Genomic DNA, 18,410 nt, shown 5'->3' with positions numbered 1-18,410 from the left:
ACTCGCTCCACCCCCTCGGCGAACGCGGTCCGCCGGCCCGGCGGCACGGCCGCGGGCGGCACGGGCAGGGAGCCGGGAGGCCCCGGCTGCGGGGGAACACCGACCGGCCCGGCCTGCACCGGCGCCGTGCTGCTCTGCGGCGGGTGTGTCACTCGACCTCCCCCATGGTCATCCGTTCGCCGCCAAGTATCGCCGCCGGCACCGACATCCGCACCGGCCTTCCCCCGATCTTGATCGGAACGCAGCGCGCACGGCCCTGGTGACAGCGCACGCTGCTCATGAATACGCCGCGTGCGCATGTTCGGTTCCCCCGAGCCAGGCCCACCCGGCTCGCCCAGGAGCCTGACGCGTGGCCCGGCTGTCTGCCGTGCCGGGCGCGGGGCGGCGCCGGGGGTCCGCCCCGGGTCTCGCTCGGCGACCCGTGCTCCGGCTGTCGGCCCGGCGCGCGGCGGGCACCCTCTGCCCGGGCGCCGAGGCCGCCCCGTCGCCGTCGGCCCGCGCGACGCACACCGTGCCGTGCCCGTCACCCGGCACGACCGCCGCTGGCGGGGCGGTGCTTATGGCCGGGTGGAGCCGGTCCGCGTCGACGACCGTGGTCGGTTGTGGTCGGCGTCCCGGGTGTCCGGCCCGGGGGGCATTCTCGGTCCGGGTGCCGAGGGCGAGCCGTACGTCGCCGTCGACCGGCGCGACGCACAGGTGACCGCCAGCCGGCCCGTCCGCCGCTGGCGGGGCGGTGCTCAGGTGGAACTGGTCGGCTGCGACGGCCACGGCCGGAGCCGGCCGGCGTCACGACTGATCGGCCCGGCCGGGGTGGCCGCCTGCACCCCGGCGGCGACGGTCACCCGGCGCGGCACGGCACGCTCGCCCTCGTCCGCAACGGCCCGCGCCGCACCGCACATCGCTCCGGGTGCCGGACCAGTCCGGGCTTCGACCGGCTCCCCGTGCCCTTCGGCGATCACCATGGCCGCCGACCCGCCCGGTCCGCGTGTTCAGGAGCCGCCCTCCCACCAGGCCCGAGCCCGGCGGCGTGCCGTCGCGTCGGCGTCGAGGTGGTCGAGGCCGAGCAGGGCCGCGCCCAGGACCGGGGGTGCCGTGACGATCTGGACGGCGGCTTTGGGGGCGCGGGTCGCGAGGCGGTCGCGGATGCCGTCGTCGAGGCGGGGGTGGCCGGCCGTCAGGACGCTGCCGCCGAGCAGGACCGGGGTCTCCTCGCCGAGCAGGTCCAGCCGGGTCAGGGCCACCGTCGCCAGCACGGTCACCTCCTCCGCGAGCCGGTCCACCAGCGCGCACGCCACCGGGTCGCCGTCCGCGGCCGTCGCGAAGAGGACCGGGGTCAGCTCGTGCCGGCGGCGGTGCTCGATGCGCTCCAGGTGCAGGGCCTCGATGAGGGCGTACATGGACGGCAGTCCGAAGTGCGCGGGCAGGGTGCGGGCCAGCGCCGTCGGCCCGCCCCTGCCGTCCTCCGCGCGGGCCGCGTGCCACAGCGCCTCCTCGGCCAGGCCCCAGCCCCCGCCCCAGTCGCCGGAGATCCGGCCGAGCGCCGGGAACCGGGCGGTCCGGCCGTCCGGGCGCATGCCCACGCAGTTGATCCCGGCACCGCACACCACCGCCACGCCCCTCGGCTCGGCGACCCCCGCCCGCAGGATCGCGAAGGTGTCGTTGCGCACCTGCACCGACCCGCCCCAGCCCCGTTCCCGCAGCGCGTTCGCCAACCGCTCCTCCTCCACCGGGAGATCGGCGTTGGCGAGACAGGCCGAGACATGGGAGACCGGGCCCGTGCCCGCCGCGGCGCAGGCCCGCGCGACCGGTCCGGCGAGCGCGTCCAGCGCCTGCGCCAGACCCACCGTGGGCGGCCGGAAGCCGCCGCCGCGGGCCGTGGCCAGCACCTCGCCGGCGGTGTCGAGCACGGCCACGTCCGTCTTGCTGTTGCCCGCGTCGATGGCGAGGACGGTTTCGGTCAGGCCCACGCCAGGTACTCCCGGTTGTGCGCGATCAGCCGGTCGGTGAGGGTGTCGGCGTGGTCGTACTGGCCGATCAGCGGGTGGGCGAGCAGGGCGCGGAAGACCCGGTCCCGGCCGCCGCGCAGGGCCGCCTCCAGGGCCAGCTCCTCGTAGGCCGTCACGTTGGCGATGAGGCCCGAGTAGAGCGGGTCCAGGGGCGGCACCGGGAGCGGCGCGGGGCCGGCCGGGGAGACGGCCGCCTGCACCTCGATCACCGCGTCGTCGGGGAGGAAGGGCAGCGTGCCCCGGTTGAGGGTGTTGACCACCTGGTACGGGCTGCCCGCGCCGCCCAGCAGGGCCGCCGCCAGGTCCACCGCGGCCTCCGAGTAGTAGGCGCCGCCCCGCCGGGCGAGCAGTTCCGGCTTCTCGTCCAGGGCGGGGTCGCCGTACAGGGCGAGCAACTCCCGTTCCATGGCGGCGACCTCCGCGGCCCGCGAGGGCTTGGTGCGCAGGTCCTGCACGACCTCGTCGTGGGCGTAGTAGTAGCGCAGGTAGTAGGAGGGCACGGTGCCGAGGCGGTCGAGGAGGGGGCGGGGGAGGCGGAGGTCGTCGGCGATGGTGTCGCCGTGGCCGGCGAGCAGGGCGGGCAGGAGGTTCTCGCCCTCGGGGCCGCCCAGGCGTACGGCGGTCTCCCAGGTGAGGTGGTTGAGGCCGACGTGGTCGAGGTGGACGTCCGCCGGGGCGACGCCGAGCAGGGCCGCGAACTTCCGCTGGAGGCCGATCGCCACGTTGCACAGTCCGACCGCCCGGTGCCCGGCCCGCAGCAGGGCGCGGGTGACGATGCCGACCGGGTTGGTGAAGTCGATGATCCAGGCGTCGGGGTTGGCGCGGCGGACGCGTTCGGCGATGTCGAGGACGACCGGGACCGTGCGCAGGGCCTTGGCCAGGCCGCCCGCGCCCGTCGTCTCCTGGCCGACGCAGCCGCACTCCAGCGGCCAGGTCTCGTCCCGCTCGCGGGCCGCCTGCCCGCCGACCCGCAGCTGGAGCAGGACCGCGTCGGCGCCGTCGACGGCCGCGTCCAGGTCGGCGGTGGTGACGACCCGCCCGGGGTGTCCCTGTCGGGCGAGGATGCGGCGGGCCAGGCCGCCGACCAGCTCCAGCCGGTCGGCCGCCGGGTCCACGAGGACGAGTTCCTCGACCGGCAGGGTGTCCCTGAGCCGGGCGAAGCCGTCGACGAGTTCGGGGGTGTAGGTCGAGCCGCCGCCGACCACGGTGAGTTTCATATACGCGTTAACCCTTCACTCCGGTCAGCGTGACGCCCTCCACGAACGCCTTCTGCGCGAAGAAGAACACGAGGATCACGGGCGCCATGACCAGCACGGTGGCGGCCATGGTGAGGTTCCAGTCGGTGTGGTGGGCGCCCTTGAAGGACTCCAGGCCGTAGGAGAGGGTCCAGGCGCCGGGGTTCTCGGACGCGTAGATCTGCGGGCCGAAGTAGTCGTTCCAGGCGTAGAAGAACTGGAAGAGGGCGACGGCGGAGATGCCCGGCTTCGCCATCGGCAGGACGATCCGCAGCAGGGTGCGCAGCTCGCCGCAGCCGTCGACCTTCGCCGCGTCGACGTACTCGTCCGGGATCGTCGTCAGGAACTGGCGCAGCAGGAAGACGGAGAACGCGTCACCGCACGCCATGGGGATGATCAGCGGCCACAGCGTGCCGGACAGGTCCAGCTGCTTCGCCCAGAACAGGTACATCGGGATGACCACCACCTGCGGCGGCAGCATCATCATCGAGATCACCAGCATCAGCACCGGACCGCGCCCCCGGAAGCGGAACTTCGCGAGGGCGTACGCCACGGGGACGGACGACACCACGGTCAGGGCGGTGCCGAGTCCGGCGTACAGGAGCGTGTTGCGCCACCAGGTCGCGAAGCCGGGGGTGTGCAGCACGCGCGTGTAGTTGCCCCACTCCCAGGTGTGCGGGACCAGGTCCCGGCTCAGTGCCTGGCTGTCGCTCATCAGCGAGGTGAGCAGGACGAACACGAAGGGCAGGGTGAAGAAGAGCGCGGCGGCGACACCGAGGGCGTGGACCGCGACCCATTGGAGGGCGGCCTTGCGGCGAGGTGCGGGCATACGTCAGTCACCTGCCTGGATCAGACCGCCCCGGCGCCGCATCAGCAGCGCGGTGAACGCCATGGACAGGGCGAAGAGGACCAGGGCGACGACGCAGGCGGAGCCGTAGTCGAAGCGCTGGAAGCCGAGGTTGTAGACGAGCTGGGGGAGGGTGAGCGTCGACCGGTCCGGGTAGCCGGGCTCGAACTGGGTGCCGGCGCCCTGGATCATCCCGGAGGCGACCTTCCCGGCGACCAGCGGCTGGGTGTAGTACTGCATGGTCTGGATCACCCCGGTGACGACGGCGAACAGCACGATCGGGGAGATGTTCGGCAGGGTGACGTACCGGAACCGCTGCCAGGCCGAGGCGCCGTCCAGCTGGGCGGCCTCGTACTGCTCGGCCGGCACGTCGAGCAGCGCGGCCATGAAGACGACCATCAGGTCGCCGATGCCCCACAGGGCCAGCAGGGTCAGGGCGGGCTTGGACCAGGCGGGGTCGTCGAACCAGCCCGGCGCCGGCACCCCGGCCTTTTCCAGGACGGAGTTCACCGGTCCGGTACCGGGGTTGAGCAGGAACGCGAACGCCATGGTCGCCGCGACCGGCGGGGCCAGGTACGGCAGGTAGAACAGGGTGCGGAAGACGCCTGTGCCGGTCTTGATCCGGGTGATGAGCAGACCGACGCCGAGCCCGAAGAGGACCCGGAGCGTCACCATCACCCCCACCAGCCACAGCGTGTTGCGCAGCGCGGGCCAGAAGAGCGGGTAGTGCGCGAAGACGTACGTCCAGTTCCGGGTGCCGCTCCACACCGGCGGCCGGAAGCCGTCGTAGTGCATGAAGGAGAAGTAGACGGTGGAGGCGAGCGGGTAGGCGAAGAAGACCGCGAAGCCGGTCAGCCAGGGCGACAGGAAGGCGAGGGTGCGCAACGCGGCGCGGCGGCGCTTGGCGGCGAGGGTGGCGGGGCCCATCGGCTACTTCGCCTGGGCGATGTCGGTGTCGATCTGCGCGGCCGTGGAGCGCAGACCGGCCTGGAGGTCGGTGACCTTGCCGCTTTCGTAGGCGTAGCCGAACTGCTGGATCGTCACCAGGTACTGGCCGCCGTTGACGGAGGCGGGGGTGGTGGTCGAGTCCGGGTTCGCGGCGATGTCCAGGAAGGTCCTGAAGCGGGGGTCGTACCTGAGCTTGGGGGACTTCAGCGCGGCGAGGGTGGAGGGCACGTTGTGGATGGCGTTGGCGAAGCCGACCACGGCGTCGGTGTCCGTGGTGATGTACCGGACGAACTCCCAGGCCGCGTTCTGCTTGTGGCTGGTGGCGGCGATGCCCGTGACGGTGCCGGTGAGATAGCCCTTGCCGTACCGGCTCGCCTGGCCGTCGGGCACGGGCAGCGGGGCGACGCCGATCTCGAACCGGGGCCTGGCGGCGAGGGCCATGCCGAGCCGCCACTCGCCGTCCATCTGCATGGCGACCTGGCCGGTGTGGAAGGGGTGCCGGGGGCCCCACTCGTCGCCGAGCGTGGCGCGGTACCGCTCCAGCCGGCGGAATCCGCCGAGTTCGTCCACCAGCCGCTTCTGGAGCGTGAAGCCCCGCGCGAACGCCGGGTCCCGGGCGAGGTTCGACCTGCCGTCCCGGTCGAAGTACACCGGGGAGAACTGGGCGAGGTAGTGCTCGGTGGTGGACTCCCAGCCGTGGTAGTCCGGCATGAAGCCGAGCTGCCGGTAGGAGTCCCCGTCGGGGACGGTCAGCTTCTTCGCGTCGGCCGCGAACTCCGACCAGGTCCGCGGCGGGCGGGCGATGCCGGCCTTCCGGAACGCCGTCCTGTTGTAGTACAGCCCGTACGCGTCGCCCAGCAGCGGCGCCGTGCAGCGGACGCCGTCGTACTGGGTGTACTCGTTCATCGCCTTGGGGAAGGTGGCGGCCGGATCGATGCGGGACTTGCGGAAGAAGGGATTCAGGTCGACCAGCGCGCCCGAGGAGCAGAACTTGCCGACGTTGTTGGTGGTGAAGGAGGAGATGACGTCGGGCGCCCGGTCGCCGCCGGAGCGCAGCGCCTGGTTGATCTTGTCGTCGGTCATGTCGCCGACGACGTGGACGTGGATGTTGGGGTGCGCCTTCTCGAAGCCGGCGACCAGCGAGCGGACCGCGGCGACCTCGCCGGGGGCGCTCCAGGCGTGCCAGAAGGTGATCGTGGTGTCCTTCGTGGGGTCGTCCGTGGCGCCGGAGGCGGACTGTCCCGTGCAGGCGGTGGCGGTGAGCAGCGCGGCGGCCGCGGTGAGGGCCAAAGCCGCTTTCCGGACGGATCTCGGTATGGCTGTGCGCATGACAATCTCTCCCACGGGTGGCGGGCGGGGGACGGGGCAGGGGATGCCTCAGCCGGTGCGGCGCGAGGTGTCGAAGACCTCGTCGCGGGTGGCCGCGAGCGCGGACTCCAGGGCGCCGCGCAGGACGGGGTGTTCGCGGACGTCACCGAGGACGAGCCGGGGGCGGGTCGCCGCCAGCTCCGCCAGCTCGCCCTGGACGAGACCGCGCAGCACCTCGCCGCCGGCGGTCAGGCAGGCGCCGCTGAGCACGACGAGTTCGGGGTCGAGCACGGAGACGAGCGAGGCCAGACCGGTGGCCAGCCGGGTCGCGTAGGCCTGGAGCAGCTCCCGGTGCGGGCCGTCGGCGCGGTCGGCGGCGCGGGCGAGGAGCGTGGCGGCCGCCTCGGGGTGCGGCCCCGACGGGATGTCCCCGACACCGAGTTCGCGGGCCAGTTCCGGTACCGCCTGGGAGCCGGCCAGCTCCTGGTAGCCGCCGCTGTTGGCCCGGGTCACCCGGCGGACCAGGGGGGCGCCCGGCACCGGCAGGAAGCCGACCTCGCCGGCGCCGCCGGTCCAGCCCCGGTGCAGCCGGCCGCCGAGGACCAGGGCGGCGCCGAGGCCCTCCTCGTTCCACAGCAGCACGAAGTCCGTGTGACCGCGGGCGGCGCCGAGCCGCTGTTCGGCGAGGGCGACGAGGTTGACGTCGTTCTCGTACTCCACCGGCATGGGCAGCGCGGCGGCGAGGTCGTCGAGCAGCGCGGGGGAGTGCCAGCCGGGCAGATGGGAGGCGTAACGCAGCCGGCCGGTGGTGGGGTCGAAGGCGCCGGGCGTGCCGATCACCAGCCGGTGCACATCGCCGCGCGCGAGCCCCGCCGCCTTCACCGCGCCGTCGAGGGCGTCGGTGACCTGCCGGACGACGGGGTGCGCCGGGCGCCGGCCGGGGGTGCGCAGTTCGTAGGACCCGACGGTGCGGCCGGTGATGTCGGCGACGGCGGCGCGGATGCGGTGCGGGGTGACGTCCAGCCCGGCGGCGTACGCGGCCGCCGGGTTCACCGCGTACAACTGCGCACCCGGGCCCGGCCGGCCCTCGCTGGTGCCGGTGACCCGGACCAGGCCGGCCGCCTCCAGGCGGGCCAGCAGCTGGGAGGCGGTGGGCTTGGACAGGCCGGTGAGCTTGCCGATCCGGGTGCGGGACAGCGGCCCCTGCGCCAGCAGCAGGTCCAGGGCGGCGCGGTCGTTCATGGCGCGCAGGACGCGCGGGGTGCCCGGCGTACCGGCGGTTCCTGCCATGGGATCCATCCTGCCCTTCCACTGTTAGGAAAGTTTCCTGTCCTGACGGGAGGAACGTAAGCGCAGCGGGAAAGGGGCGTCAAGGGATACGACCCGGATGCCGGTGCCTATAGTCACCGCGACGACCTACGGCGAACGGTGGACGGGTCATGGACAGGGTGCTGCTGGTCAGGCTGTGGCTGTCGGCATTCGGGAGCTTTCTGCCGCTCCTGGTGGGGCTGGTCCTGAAGGGCGCCGTGCAGGACGGGTTCGGCTGGGCGCTGGCCGAGGAGGTGACCCTGGTATCGCTCGTCTGGGCGGTGCTGGGTCTGCTGTGCGCGCTGTACGTGTGCGGCGCGCTGGCGCGCGGCGCGCGGGGCACCGGCATCCCGGTCACCGCGGCCGCGCTCGACACCGTGCAGCAGCACACCTTCCCCGCGGAGCGGGCCGAGCGGCTGCGGGCGGCGCTGGCGAAGGACGGACGGGCGGTCGAGGTGCGGGGCGCGGAGCGGGTCGAGTTCGGCTGGCGGCCGTTCCGGGGTCGCCGCTCGGTCACCGGCTCGCTGGCCTTCGACCCCGAGTCCGGAAAGGCGCTGCTGCGGGTCCGGGCGGCCGACGCGGTGATGCGGGGCCCGGGGCGGAGCCGGGCGAGCGCGTTCGTCGCGCTGTGTCAGCTGGCGCGGCTGGTCCCCGACCAGGGGGAGGAGGCACCGGCGGCGGGTTCCGCGCCGGTGCCGCTCCAGGGGTTCGCTACTTCGCCGGCGGAGCCTGCCGCTGGGTCGTGATCGGGGTCGTCGCCGCCACCTGCGGGGAGTCCGTGTTGGCGAAGACCGAGGGGGCCGCCACCGCGGCCGCCGGGTCGGGGGCGTCCACCGGGTCCTCCACCGACGTCGCGCCGCCCACGATGCGGATGTGCGCCGCGTCGAACGCCCGCTTGATCCGCCAGCGCAGCTCGCGCTCGACCGTCACCGCCTTGCCCGGCATCGTCTTGGCCGAGACCCGCACCACCATCGAGTCGATCAGCACCGAGTCCAGGCCCAGGACCTCCACCGGGCCCCACAGCAGCTCGTTCCAGGGCTCTTCCTTGCTCATCCGCTCCGCGACGTCGTCCAGCGTGGCCTTGACCCGGTCCAGGTCCTCGGACGACTTCACGGTGACGTCCACGCCCGCCGTCGCCCAGCCCTGGGAGAGGTTGCCGATCCGCTTGACCTCGCCGTTGCGGACGTACCAGATCTCGCCGTCCGAGCCGCGCAGCTTGGTCACCCGCAGCCCGACCTCGATCACCTCGCCGGTGGCCACGCCCGCGTCGATCACGTCACCGACGCCGTACTGGTCCTCCAGGATCATGAACACACCGGAGAGGAAGTCGGTGACCAGGTTCCGGGCGCCGAAACCGATCGCCACACCCGCGACACCCGCCGACGCCAGCAGCGGCGCCAGATTGATCTTGAAGGTGGACAGCACCATCAGCGCGGCCGTGCCGAGGATCAGGAAGCTCGCCACCGACCGCAGGACCGAGCCGATCGCCGCCGACCGCTGCCGGCGCCGCTCCGCGTTGACCAGCAGCCCGCCCAGCGCGGTGCCGTCCACGGCCTGCGCGGTGCGGCCCATCCGGTCTATCAGTTTGGTGATCGCCCGCCGCACCGCCGAGCGCAGCGCCACCGCGACGACCACGATCAGCAGTATCTGCAAGCCCATCGCGAGCCAGGTCGACCAGTTCTGCTCGACCCAGCTGGCCGCGTTCGTCGCGCTGTCCTGCGCGTCCCGGAACGAGGGCACGGCCGGTGCGGTCTCGGACGGAGAGGGGGTCGGCGACGCTCCGGCGGCCAGCAGGACGGCGGGCAAGGACGACACGGCAGGTACCTCCAAGGTGCTGCGCGGTCCGGCCGCTGGGGCGGTCAAGGTCACGAAAAGGTCACCGGCCGGACAGGACCACCACACTAACGGGGCATTGTGTGTGCACCGCGCGGATCCGCAAAGGGGAGGCCCAGGAGAGACGCGGCTCACCCCGGCTTGAACAGGCCATGATCCGGGGGATGAATCCCCTGTGGTCGAAAACACTCCCAGCCCGTTACCGGGACATGGTGGCGCGTTCACCAGCCATGAGGGGAGACTGACCTCAGATCGTCCCGGCGCGAGCCACGCGCCGCCGACGCCCAAGGAGGCACCCGTGCCGCATGTCCTGGTCCTCAACGCGTCGTACGAGCCACTCGGCGTCGTACCGCTCCGCCGCGCGCTCGTCCTCGTCCTGGAGAACAAGGCAGTAGCCCTCGAGGAATCCGGCGCCTATATGCACAGCGCAACCGTCACCCTCCCCGCACCCAGCGTGGTCCGGCTCAAGCGATTCGTCCGGGTTCCCTACCGGGGGCCCGTCCCGCTCACCCGCCGAGCGCTCTTCGCGCGCGACGGGGGCCGGTGCATGTACTGCGGTGGCGTCGCAACCAGCGTCGACCACGTCATCCCGCGCAGTCGCGGGGGCAAGCACGTCTGGGACAACGTGGTGGCCTCCTGCCGCCGCTGCAACCACGTCAAGGCGGACCGCCACCTCGTGGAGCTGGGCTGGCGGCTGCGCCACAAGCCCGCCCCGCCCACCGGACTGGCCTGGCGCATCATCGGCACCGGCCATAGGGACCCGCGCTGGCTGCCCTACTTGCAGCCGTACGGCGCGGACGACGCCATGGCCCGGATCGACGGCATCTCCGCCTGACGGTCCGGGCCTTCGCGCACCCCGGCCGACGGGCGGCCGGCGTCGTCGCGGTCATCGGGCGTCCAGCCCCGGGAGCCCCCCGCGCCCCCGGGGCCGGACCGTCATGCGGTGACGCGCGGTCACGTGTAGCGCAGCTCGGCCGGGTGCAGTGAGCGGCGCAGCAGCGGTAGCGCGGTGGCGGCGGCCAGCAGGCAGCCGGCGTACACCGCGACCGGTACCAGCAGTGCCGCGTACGGCACCGACAGGACGCCGTGGCCGGTGAGCACGCCGTACCAGAGGCCGACCGCCATGCCGCCCGTGCCCGCCAGGAGCACCGCGGGCGCCAGCGGCAGCGCGGTCTCCAGCAGCAGCGCCCGGCGCAGCACCGACTGCGGCACCCCGGCGGCGGTCTGCGCGGCCAGGCCCCGGCGCCGGGTGGCGACGGACTCGGCCGTGCCGACGGCGAGCCCGGACAGCACCAGCCCGAGGGCGACCAGGATCGCCGCGCCGCTCAGGTCCAGCCCCGTCGTGTAGTACGACGGGTCGGCGGCGAGACTGTCGGGCCCGGCCCGGTGCAGCGCGGCGAGCAGCGCCTGCCGTACCCCCACGAACCCGGTGCCGACGACCGTCACCAGCAGCACCGCCGCGTGGCTGCGGGCGGCCGCCCACGGGTCGTCGTGCAGCCGCTCCGCCGCGATCAGCAGCGCCGGACGCTCGGCGCGCGCGGCGCACACCCGCCCCAGCAGCCGGGAGGTGCCGCCGGTCAGCCACACCGCCCCGGCCCCCACCAGCAGCGTCAGGAAGAGCACCGTGAGCTGGGCGAGTGGGAACCCGGCCGGGCGGACGGCGAACGGCGCCGCCAGCGTGCCCGCCACCAGCAGCACGAGCAGCACGGTCGCCACCCGGAAGGCCCGCCCCGGACCCGGCGTGGACCGCACCCGCCGGACCCGTCCCAGCGGCGAGGCCACCACCCGGCGCAGCGCCAGCGCGCTCACCGCCGCACCCAGCACCGGCACGGCGACGGCCACCAGGGCAAGCCCCGCCCAGGTCACCGGCTGCGGAGCGGACCACAGGCGCAGCAGTACGACGCCCGCGGCGACCGTCGCCGGGACCGCACCCACCAGACAGGCCAGCCCCGTCTCCAGCGCCGCGATCCGCCGCACCTGCCCGGCACCGGCACCCGCGAGCCGCAGCGCGGCCAGCCGCCGGTCGCGGTGCACCGCACCGACGCGGGCGCACTGGCCGAGGAAGCCGAGCACCGGGACCAGCAGCAGAAGCAGCGCGAACACCACGCCCGCGCGGTCGCTGGACGAGTTCAGCAGACCGGCGCCGACGGGGACGGAGTAGTACCCGTCCAGCGTCGCCAGCGTGACGCTCACCAACCCGATGCCGGTGACCAGCGCTGCTCCCGCGGCGGTGAGCCCCACCCGCCACCACTCGCGCCGGTCCGACCCCCGGGTCAGCAGCCAGGCCAGCCGCAGATCGGCCCCCAGACCCCCCTGTGCGTCGCTCATGCCGCCACCCCCGCCGGCAGCACCGCGCCGTCGCTCAGCCGGACCTCGCGGTCGGCGTACGCCGCCGTCTGCGCGTCGTGGGTGATCAGCAGGACGGCCGTCCCCGCCTCGCGGGCGGTGTGCACCAGGGCCGTCATCACCTGCTCGCTCGCCAGCGAGTCCAGCGCCCCCGTCGGCTCGTCCGCGAAGACCACCCTCGGACCGGTGACCAGGGCGCGCGCCAGCGCGGCCCGCTGCGCCTGCCCGCCGCTCAGCTCGCCCGGCCGCAGCTCGCCCTGCCCGCGCAGCCCGAACCGCTCCAGCCACTCGGCGGCCCGCGCCCGGGCGTCCGCCCGCGACGCACCGGCGAGCAGCAGCGGCAGTGCCACGTTGTCCAGCGCGGTCAGCTCCGGGATCAGCTGCCCGAACTGGAACACCACCCCGAACTCGGTCCGCCGCAGCTCGGCCAGCCGCTTCTCCGGCAGCCGGTCCAGCCGCTGGCCCGCGTACGTCACCGCACCCGAGTCCGGCCGCACGATCCCGGCGAGGCAGTGCAGCAGGGTGGACTTCCCGCTGCCGCTGGCGCCGGTCACGGCGAGGATCTCGCCGGCGCCCAGCTCGACCGAGGCACCCCGCAGGGCTGCCGTCCTGCCGTGCGCCTTGGTCAGCTCGCGGGCCGCCAGAAGTGGCGCGCCGCTGTCCCCGTTGCTCATGCTGAGTCGACCTCCGCGGTCAGAGTGGTCAGCCGGGCCGCCGTGGTCGTCATCCAGCGGAGGTCGGCGTCGAGATGGGTGAGGGCGTAGTCGGCCGACAGCACGGTCGCCAGGTCGGCGCCCGGACTGGTCTTCACCGCCGTGAGCTGCCGCATCCGCTCCATGTGCGCGGCACGCTGCGCGCCGAGATAGGCGGCCGGGTCGCCGCCGGACAGGATCGCCACGACGACCTTGGCGAAGATCTCGTTCGCCACGAACGGCGCCGGCGGGGTGATCTCGGCCGCCCACCGGCCCAGTTCCCGGGACCCCGCCTCGGTCGAGCGGTACAGCGTCCGCTCCGGACCGCCGTCCGCGTCGGTGCCCGCCACCTCCGCGAGCCCGTCCCGGACCAGCCGTTGCAGGGTCGTGTAGACCTGCCCGTAGGCCAGCGGGCGCGCTTGCGGAAAGCGTTCGTCGTGGCGTCGCTTGAGGTCGTAGCCATGGCTCGGCCCCGCCGCGAGCAGCCCCAGAAGGATGTGACGGGTGCTCATGCCGATCATTATGCACTCGCTACATGTACTGAGTGAATAGTGATCAGCGTGTGGTCCGTCCGCGACCCGCCGCCCTTCCCGTTCGGGCGTCCGAGGGAGTGCCCTCGCCGACACGGGGTAGGCCTGCCGTAACCCGTTCGAAGCCGCCCCATCCCGCCGGCGATCCCGGCCCACCGACGAAGGAGACCCCGTGCCCGCATCGGCCCGACTCTCGATCCCGGCCCAGTGGAAACAGGAGCAGAAACCCGGGGGAGCGCAGACGTGCGCGTTCAGCGCGGAGCGCGCCTGCGCACAGGCCCCGCTCACCAGCGAACCGCCCCTGCCCGCCGCCGAGCCCCTGACCAGTGAGCCCCCGCTCGCCGACGCCACCCCGCTGACCAGCGAGCCCCCGCTCGTCGACACCACCCCCCTGAGCAGCGAGTCCGACGCCTTCGGCATGGGGGCGTAGATGGCCGCGGCGTCCGAGGACTTCACGGACTCCGGGGACTCCGGCGACATCGGGGACTCCGGCGGCTCCGGCGGCTTCGGGGACTTCGCGGACGGGGACCTCGCCCGGCTCGCCGAACTGCACGGGGTCGCCACCGCCTACAGCCCCGCCCCGGGCCGTACCGTCCAGGTCCCCGCCTCCGCCGTGGTCGCCGCGCTGGCCGCCCTCCGCGTCGACGCCGCCGGCCCGGACGCCGTACGCACCGCGCTCGCCGCACGGGAACACGAGCTGAGCGCACGCCTGCTGCCCCCGACCCTGGTCCGATGGGCCGGCGCCGACGAGCCCGCCGCCCTCAGCGCGCTGCCCGCCGGCACCCGGCTGACCGTCGAGACGGAGACCGGGCAGCAGCAGACCGGGACCGCGGACCTCCCGCCGGGCGTGCACCGGGTCACCGCCCACGCCCCCGACGGACGCACCGGCCAGGCGCATCTCATCGTCGCCCCGGACCGGCTGCCCGCCCCGCCCGGCCGCTCCTACGGCCTCCTCGTCCAGCTGTACTCCCTGCTGTCCCACCGCTCCTGGGGCATGGGCGACCTCGGCGACCTCGCCGAACTGGCGGGCTGGGCCGGACGCACCGCGGGCGCCGGGTTCGTCCAGGTCAACCCGCTGCACTCGGCCGTACCGGGCGCCCCCACCGACCCCTCCCCGTACCGGCCCTCCTCGCGCCGCTTCCCCGACCCCGTCCATCTGCGCGTCGAGGACATCCCCGAGTTCGCCTACGCCGAGGACCCCGAGACCCTGCGCACCCTGCTGGACCGGGCCGCCCGGCTCCGCGCCGCCGTCCTCGACAAGGGCGCCCTCATCGACCGGGACGCCGTGTGGGAACTGAAGCGGGAGGCGCTGGAGACGGTCCTGCGCGTCCCCCTGCCCCCCGGCCGCCAGGCCGCCTACGACGACTTCCGCGCCGCCCACGGCCAGGCCCTCGACGACCACGCCACCTGGTACGCCCTCGCCGAGATCCACGGCTCCGACTGGCACGCCTGGCCCGCCGCCCTGCGCGACCCCCGCTCACCGGAGACCACCCGCGCCCGCGCCGACCTCGCCGACCGGGTCGCCTTCCACAGCCGTCTCGCCTGGCTCACCGACGGCCAGCTGCGCGCCGCCCAGCGCGCCGCCCGCGAGGCCGGCATGCCCGTCGGAATCGTGCACGACCTCGCCGTCGGCGTGCACCCCGGCGGCGCCGACGCCTGGGCCCAGCAGGACGTCTTCGCCGCCGGCATGTCGATCGGCGCCCCGCCGGACGCCTTCAACGCCCGCGGCCAGGACTGGGGCCTGCCGCCCTGGCGCCCCGACCGGCTCGCCGCCACCGGCCACGCCCCCTACCGCGAGCTGCTGCGCGCCCTCTTCCGCTACGCCGGCGCGCTGCGCATCGACCACGTCATGGGCCTGTTCCGGCTGTGGTGGGTCCCCCAGGGCAGCCCGCCCACCGAGGGCACGTACGTCCGCTACGACGCCGAGGCCATGCTCGCCCTGCTCGCGCTGGAGGCCACCCGGGCCGGCGCGGTCGTCATCGGCGAGGACCTGGGCACCGTCGAGCCCGGGGTGCGCGAGACGCTCCAGCGGCGCGGGGTGCTCGGCACCTCCGTGCTGTGGTTCGAACGCGACTGGGAGGGCGACGGCCGCCCGCTGCCCCCGGACCGCTGGCGCGCCGACTGCCTCGCCACCGCCACCACCCACGACCTGCCGCCCACCGCGGCCCGGCTCACCGGCGAACACGTGGAGCTGCGCGACCGGCTCGGCCTGCTCACCCGCCCCGCGACCGAGGAGCGCACCGAGGCCGTCGCCGACACCGCCGAGTGGCTCGCCCTGCTGGGCAGCCTCGGGCTCCTCGACAGCCCGGCCGCCGGGCCGCCCGGCTCCGACGAGGAGGAGGAGATCCGCGCCCTGCACCGCTTCCTGCTGCGCACCCCGGCCCGGCTGATCGGCGTCTGGCTCCCCGATGGCGTGGGCGACCGCCGCCCGCAGAACCTGCCGGGAACCTGGGACCAGTACCCCAACTGGCGGCTCCCGATCGCCGACGGCGAGGGCCGCCCGGTGCCCCTGGAAGAGCTGGTGGCCGCACCCCGGCTGCGGGCGCTGCTGCGGGTACTCCACCGGTCCGGGCCGCCCGGCGGCGGGGGCGCGGGGGGATCTTCCTAAGGCACCCCGGACGCGCGGGCCCGAGACCGGTTCGCTAATTTGATTCCGTGGACAAGAAGAACGCCCTGCGCGCCGGCGCCCTGGCCGCCGGTACGACGCTGATGATGCTGCTCATGTCGTCCCCCGCCCTCGCGCTGACCCGCGACGACGGCGACGACCCCGGCCCGGGCCTCAGCGTCGCCCAGACGCTGGGCCTGTACGTGCTCCTGCCGATCGCGCTGTTCGCGGTCATCGCCGGCCTGGTCATGGTGCTCGACAAGTCCCGGAAGAAGAGCGACACCACGTCGTCCAACATCAACGTGAAGCCCGGCGCCGGCGCGAAGGCCTGACCGGAGCCACGGTTCTCCCGCCGGGGGCGCCCGTCCTCCCGCGGTACGCGCGTATGCCGTACCCGGGGTGAGACCGGCGCCCCCGGCGTTTTTGCTGCCCCTCCGTTTACGGGCTTTGCGAGCTTTAGGGGCTTGCGGGCTTGCGGGCTTGCGGGCTTGCGGGCTTTATGGGCTTTTACGGGCCGGGTTCAGGGGTGCGGCGCGATGAGATACCGCTGCACGGTCGGGCCCAGCCACGCCACCAGCTCCTCGCGGGACAGCGCCGTCGCCGGCGGCAGCCGCAGCACATAGCGGGTCAGCGCCACCCCGAGCACCTGCGACGCGCACAGCGCCGCCCGCGCCGGCGCCTGCTCCGGGTCGGGGCACACCTGGCGGGCCACCGGCAGCAGCTGCTCCCGGAAGATGCCCTGCATCCGCTCGGCCCCGGCCTGGTTGGTGACACCGACCCGCAGGACGGCCCGCAGCTCCTCGTTCTCCTCCCAGAGGTCCAGGAAGTGGCCGACGAGCGCCCGCCCGACCTCCTCCCGCGGCACCTGCCGCAGATCCGGCAGCCGCAGATCGAGCGCGACGGCCGCCGCGAACAGTCCCTCCTTGGTGCCGAAGTAGCGCATCACCATCGACGGGTCGATGTGCGCGTCCTTGGCGATGGCCCGGATGGTGGCCCGCTCGTAGCCGTCGGCGGCGAAGCGCTCGCGGGCGGCGGTGAGGATGGCGGCGCGGGTGGCGTCGGAGCGGCGGGCGGGGCTGGAGGGGGCGGGGCTGGAGGGGGCGGTGGTCATATCAACGAGCGTAGGCCAACTGGTGTTGGCCAACAAGTGTTGACCGCTGCCCTGCTTCCGCTCTACGGTGGCCAACAAGCGTTGACCCACAGGTGTTGACCCGCAGATGTACTCCCTCAGGAGGCTGCTCATGACCGGCACGGACGCGGAGAACGTCATCGTCGTGGGCTCCGGCCCCACCGGCCTGCTGCTCGCCGGTGACCTCGCCGCCGCCGGCATCCCCGTCACCGTCCTCGAGAGGCGCCCCCACAAGATCAGCAACCTCTCCCGCGCCTTCGTGCTGCATGCCCGTACGCTCGAGCAGCTCGACGCCCGCGGTCTCGCCGACGCGGTCGAATCGGCCGGACAGCCCCTGGACAGCCTCGGTCTGTTCGGCCGGCTCTCCATCGACCTCTCCCACCTCCCCTCCCGCTTCAACCACCTCCTCGTCCTGCCGCAGTACGAGGTCGAGAAGGTGCTGGAGCGGCGCGCGGTCGAGGCCGGCGCCGCCTTCCGGTACGAGACCGAGCTGACCGGTCTGACCCAGGACGCGGACTGCGTGACCGTCGAGGCGCGCGGCCCCGAGGGGGAGAGGCAGACCCTGCGGGCGGCGTACGTCGTCGGCACCGACGGCATGCGCAGCGCCGTACGCGAGGCCGTCGGACTGCCCTTCCCCGGTAAGTCGGTGATCCGGTCCGTCGTCCTCGCCGACGTCCGGCTCGCCGAGCCGCTGCCGACCGTGCTCACCGTCAACGCCGTGGGCGACGCCTTCGCCTTCCTCGCGCCGTTCGGCGACGGGTACCACCGGATGATCGGCTGGCACCGGGGCCGGAACGTCCCTGACACCGAGCCGCTCGACCTGGCCGAGATCAAGGAGATCACCCGGCTGGCCCTCGGCAGGGACTACGGCATGCACGACGCCCGCTGGATGTCCCGCTTCCACAGCGACGAGCGGCAGGCGCCGGCGTACCGGGTCGGCCGGGTCTTCCTCGCCGGGGACGCCGCCCATGTGCACACCCCGGCCGGCGGCCAGGGCATGAACACCGGGCTCCAGGACGCGGCCAACCTGAGCTGGAAGCTGGCCGCGGTGCTCGGCGGACACGCGGACGCGGAGCTGCTGGACAGCTACCAGGACGAGCGGCACCCGGTCGGCAGGGCGGTACTGCGCAGCAGCGGCGGGATCATCCGGCTCGCCATGGCCAAGCGCCCGTGGACCCTGGCGGCGCGCGCCGCGCTCACCACGCTCCTGGGCACGGCCGCCCCCCTGCGCCGCAAGGCCACCGGCCAGATCACCGGCATCGGCTACCGCTACCCCGCACCCCGGGGCGCCCACCGCCTCACCGGCGCCCGTATCCCGGACGTCCGCCTCGCGGGCGGCGGCCGCCTGTACGAGGCGCTGCGCGGCGGCCGGTTCGTGCTGATCGCCCCGGAGCCGTACGCGGCGGACCCCGGCTACGGGAAGCGCCTGACGGTGACCAGTTGGGCGAGCGACCGCCGTACGGCCGTACTGGTACGCCCCGACGGCTACGCGGCCTGGGCCGCCGACGCCCCCACGCCCGAGGCGCTCACGGCGGCCCTCACCCACCACCTGGGGAAGGCAACCTTTAAGCAATTCTGAAAAGAACGCTCAAAAACTTTCGATGGACCTGACGGATCCGGCGC

Annotated in this window: 17 protein-coding genes; 6 read left to right on the top strand and 11 right to left on the bottom strand. The window is 74.1% G+C overall.

The window, feature by feature from the left end; all coding sequences use genetic code 11:
• Window positions 1-989: 989 nt before the first annotated feature.
• From ACFVIU_RS37500 to ACFVIU_RS37475, 6 genes are read right to left on the bottom strand one after another with little or no spacing between them, the layout of a single operon-like run.
• Complete coding sequence (locus tag ACFVIU_RS37500) at window positions 990-1,967, bottom strand: N-acetylglucosamine kinase (RefSeq protein WP_385848159.1); 978 nt, start codon at window positions 1,965-1,967, stop codon at window positions 990-992.
• The gene (locus tag ACFVIU_RS37495) at window positions 1,958-3,223 is read right to left on the bottom strand and encodes a 6-phospho-beta-glucosidase (protein WP_385848158.1); all 1,266 of its coding nucleotides are present in this window, start codon (window positions 3,221-3,223) and stop codon (window positions 1,958-1,960) included. The genes ACFVIU_RS37500 and ACFVIU_RS37495 overlap by 10 nt, the downstream gene beginning before the upstream one ends.
• A 7-nt stretch (window positions 3,224-3,230) precedes the next feature.
• The gene (locus ACFVIU_RS37490; RefSeq protein WP_385848157.1) at window positions 3,231-4,070 is read right to left on the bottom strand and encodes a carbohydrate ABC transporter permease; all 840 of its coding nucleotides are present in this window, start codon (window positions 4,068-4,070) and stop codon (window positions 3,231-3,233) included.
• Between the two features lie 3 nt (window positions 4,071-4,073).
• Window positions 4,074-5,015 carry a carbohydrate ABC transporter permease gene (locus ACFVIU_RS37485; protein ID WP_385848155.1) on the bottom strand — a complete coding sequence of 314 codons (942 nt, stop codon included), beginning with the start codon at window positions 5,013-5,015 and terminating at the stop codon, window positions 4,074-4,076.
• Between the two features lie 3 nt (window positions 5,016-5,018).
• Window positions 5,019-6,365, bottom strand: a complete 1,347-nt coding sequence (locus ACFVIU_RS37480) for an ABC transporter substrate-binding protein (protein ID WP_385848154.1) — start codon at window positions 6,363-6,365, stop codon at window positions 5,019-5,021.
• Between the two features lie 48 nt (window positions 6,366-6,413).
• Window positions 6,414-7,634 carry an ROK family protein gene (locus tag ACFVIU_RS37475; protein ID WP_385848152.1) on the bottom strand — a complete coding sequence of 407 codons (1,221 nt, stop codon included), beginning with the start codon at window positions 7,632-7,634 and terminating at the stop codon, window positions 6,414-6,416.
• Between the two features lie 149 nt (window positions 7,635-7,783).
• Here ACFVIU_RS37475 and ACFVIU_RS37470 point away from each other — a divergent pair, with 149 nt between their 5' ends.
• Complete coding sequence (locus ACFVIU_RS37470) at window positions 7,784-8,398, top strand: hypothetical protein (protein ID WP_385848151.1); 615 nt, start codon at window positions 7,784-7,786, stop codon at window positions 8,396-8,398.
• Here the strand turns inward: ACFVIU_RS37470 and ACFVIU_RS37465 are convergent.
• A complete protein-coding gene (locus ACFVIU_RS37465) occupies window positions 8,364-9,467 on the bottom strand; it encodes a mechanosensitive ion channel family protein (protein ID WP_385848150.1) in 1,104 nt (367 codons plus the stop codon). The two genes, ACFVIU_RS37470 and ACFVIU_RS37465, sit on opposite strands and share 35 nt — an antisense overlap.
• A gap of 316 nt (window positions 9,468-9,783) precedes the next feature.
• Between ACFVIU_RS37465 and ACFVIU_RS37460 the strand changes: the two genes are divergently transcribed.
• Entirely contained in the window at window positions 9,784-10,320 is a 537-nt protein-coding gene (locus ACFVIU_RS37460) for an HNH endonuclease (protein ID WP_385848149.1), read from the top strand.
• 119 nt (window positions 10,321-10,439) lie between these two features.
• On the opposite strand, the gene ACFVIU_RS37455 is transcribed toward ACFVIU_RS37460, so the two are convergent.
• The 3 genes from ACFVIU_RS37455 to ACFVIU_RS37445 are packed head-to-tail and all read right to left on the bottom strand — an operon-like array spanning window position 10,440 to window position 13,035.
• Entirely contained in the window at window positions 10,440-11,813 is a 1,374-nt protein-coding gene (locus tag ACFVIU_RS37455; protein WP_385848148.1) for an FtsX-like permease family protein, read from the bottom strand.
• Complete coding sequence (locus ACFVIU_RS37450) at window positions 11,810-12,505, bottom strand: ABC transporter ATP-binding protein (RefSeq protein ID WP_385848147.1); 696 nt, start codon at window positions 12,503-12,505, stop codon at window positions 11,810-11,812. The genes ACFVIU_RS37455 and ACFVIU_RS37450 overlap by 4 nt, the downstream gene beginning before the upstream one ends.
• Window positions 12,502-13,035, bottom strand: coding sequence for a PadR family transcriptional regulator (locus ACFVIU_RS37445; RefSeq protein ID WP_385848146.1), 534 nt, complete (start codon window positions 13,033-13,035; stop codon window positions 12,502-12,504). The genes ACFVIU_RS37450 and ACFVIU_RS37445 overlap by 4 nt, the downstream gene beginning before the upstream one ends.
• 190 nt (window positions 13,036-13,225) lie before the next feature.
• On the opposite strand from ACFVIU_RS37445, the gene ACFVIU_RS37440 reads away from it, so the two are divergent.
• From ACFVIU_RS37440 to ACFVIU_RS37430, 3 genes are read left to right on the top strand one after another with little or no spacing between them, the layout of a single operon-like run.
• Window positions 13,226-13,483 carry a hypothetical protein gene (locus ACFVIU_RS37440; protein WP_385848145.1) on the top strand — a complete coding sequence of 86 codons (258 nt, stop codon included), beginning with the start codon at window positions 13,226-13,228 and terminating at the stop codon, window positions 13,481-13,483.
• Window positions 13,484-15,661 (top strand): 4-alpha-glucanotransferase, encoded by a 2,178-nt coding sequence (gene malQ, locus ACFVIU_RS37435; protein WP_385848144.1) that lies wholly within the window; start codon window positions 13,484-13,486, stop codon window positions 15,659-15,661.
• A gap of 47 nt (window positions 15,662-15,708) precedes the next feature.
• On the top strand, window positions 15,709-15,990 hold the full coding sequence (locus ACFVIU_RS37430) for a hypothetical protein (RefSeq protein ID WP_385848143.1): 282 nt from the start codon (window positions 15,709-15,711) through the stop codon (window positions 15,988-15,990).
• A 188-nt stretch (window positions 15,991-16,178) separates the two neighbouring features.
• Here ACFVIU_RS37430 and ACFVIU_RS37425 read toward each other — a convergent pair whose 3' ends face one another.
• Window positions 16,179-16,769: a TetR family transcriptional regulator gene (locus ACFVIU_RS37425; RefSeq protein WP_385848142.1), complete on the bottom strand. Its 591-nt coding sequence runs from the start codon at window positions 16,767-16,769 to the stop codon at window positions 16,179-16,181.
• Window positions 16,770-16,899: 130 nt separating this feature from the next.
• Between ACFVIU_RS37425 and ACFVIU_RS37420 the strand changes: the two genes are divergently transcribed.
• Window positions 16,900-18,366: an FAD-dependent monooxygenase gene (locus ACFVIU_RS37420; RefSeq protein ID WP_385848141.1), complete on the top strand. Its 1,467-nt coding sequence runs from the start codon at window positions 16,900-16,902 to the stop codon at window positions 18,364-18,366.
• The last annotated feature ends 44 nt before the right edge of the window (window positions 18,367-18,410 follow it).

The organism is Streptomyces sp. NPDC127190 (assembly GCF_042672505.1).
GTDB lineage: Bacteria > Actinomycetota > Actinomycetes > Streptomycetales > Streptomycetaceae > Streptomyces.
The sequence above is the reverse complement of the archived record's forward strand: the minus strand, read 5'-3'. Positions and strand labels throughout refer to the sequence as shown.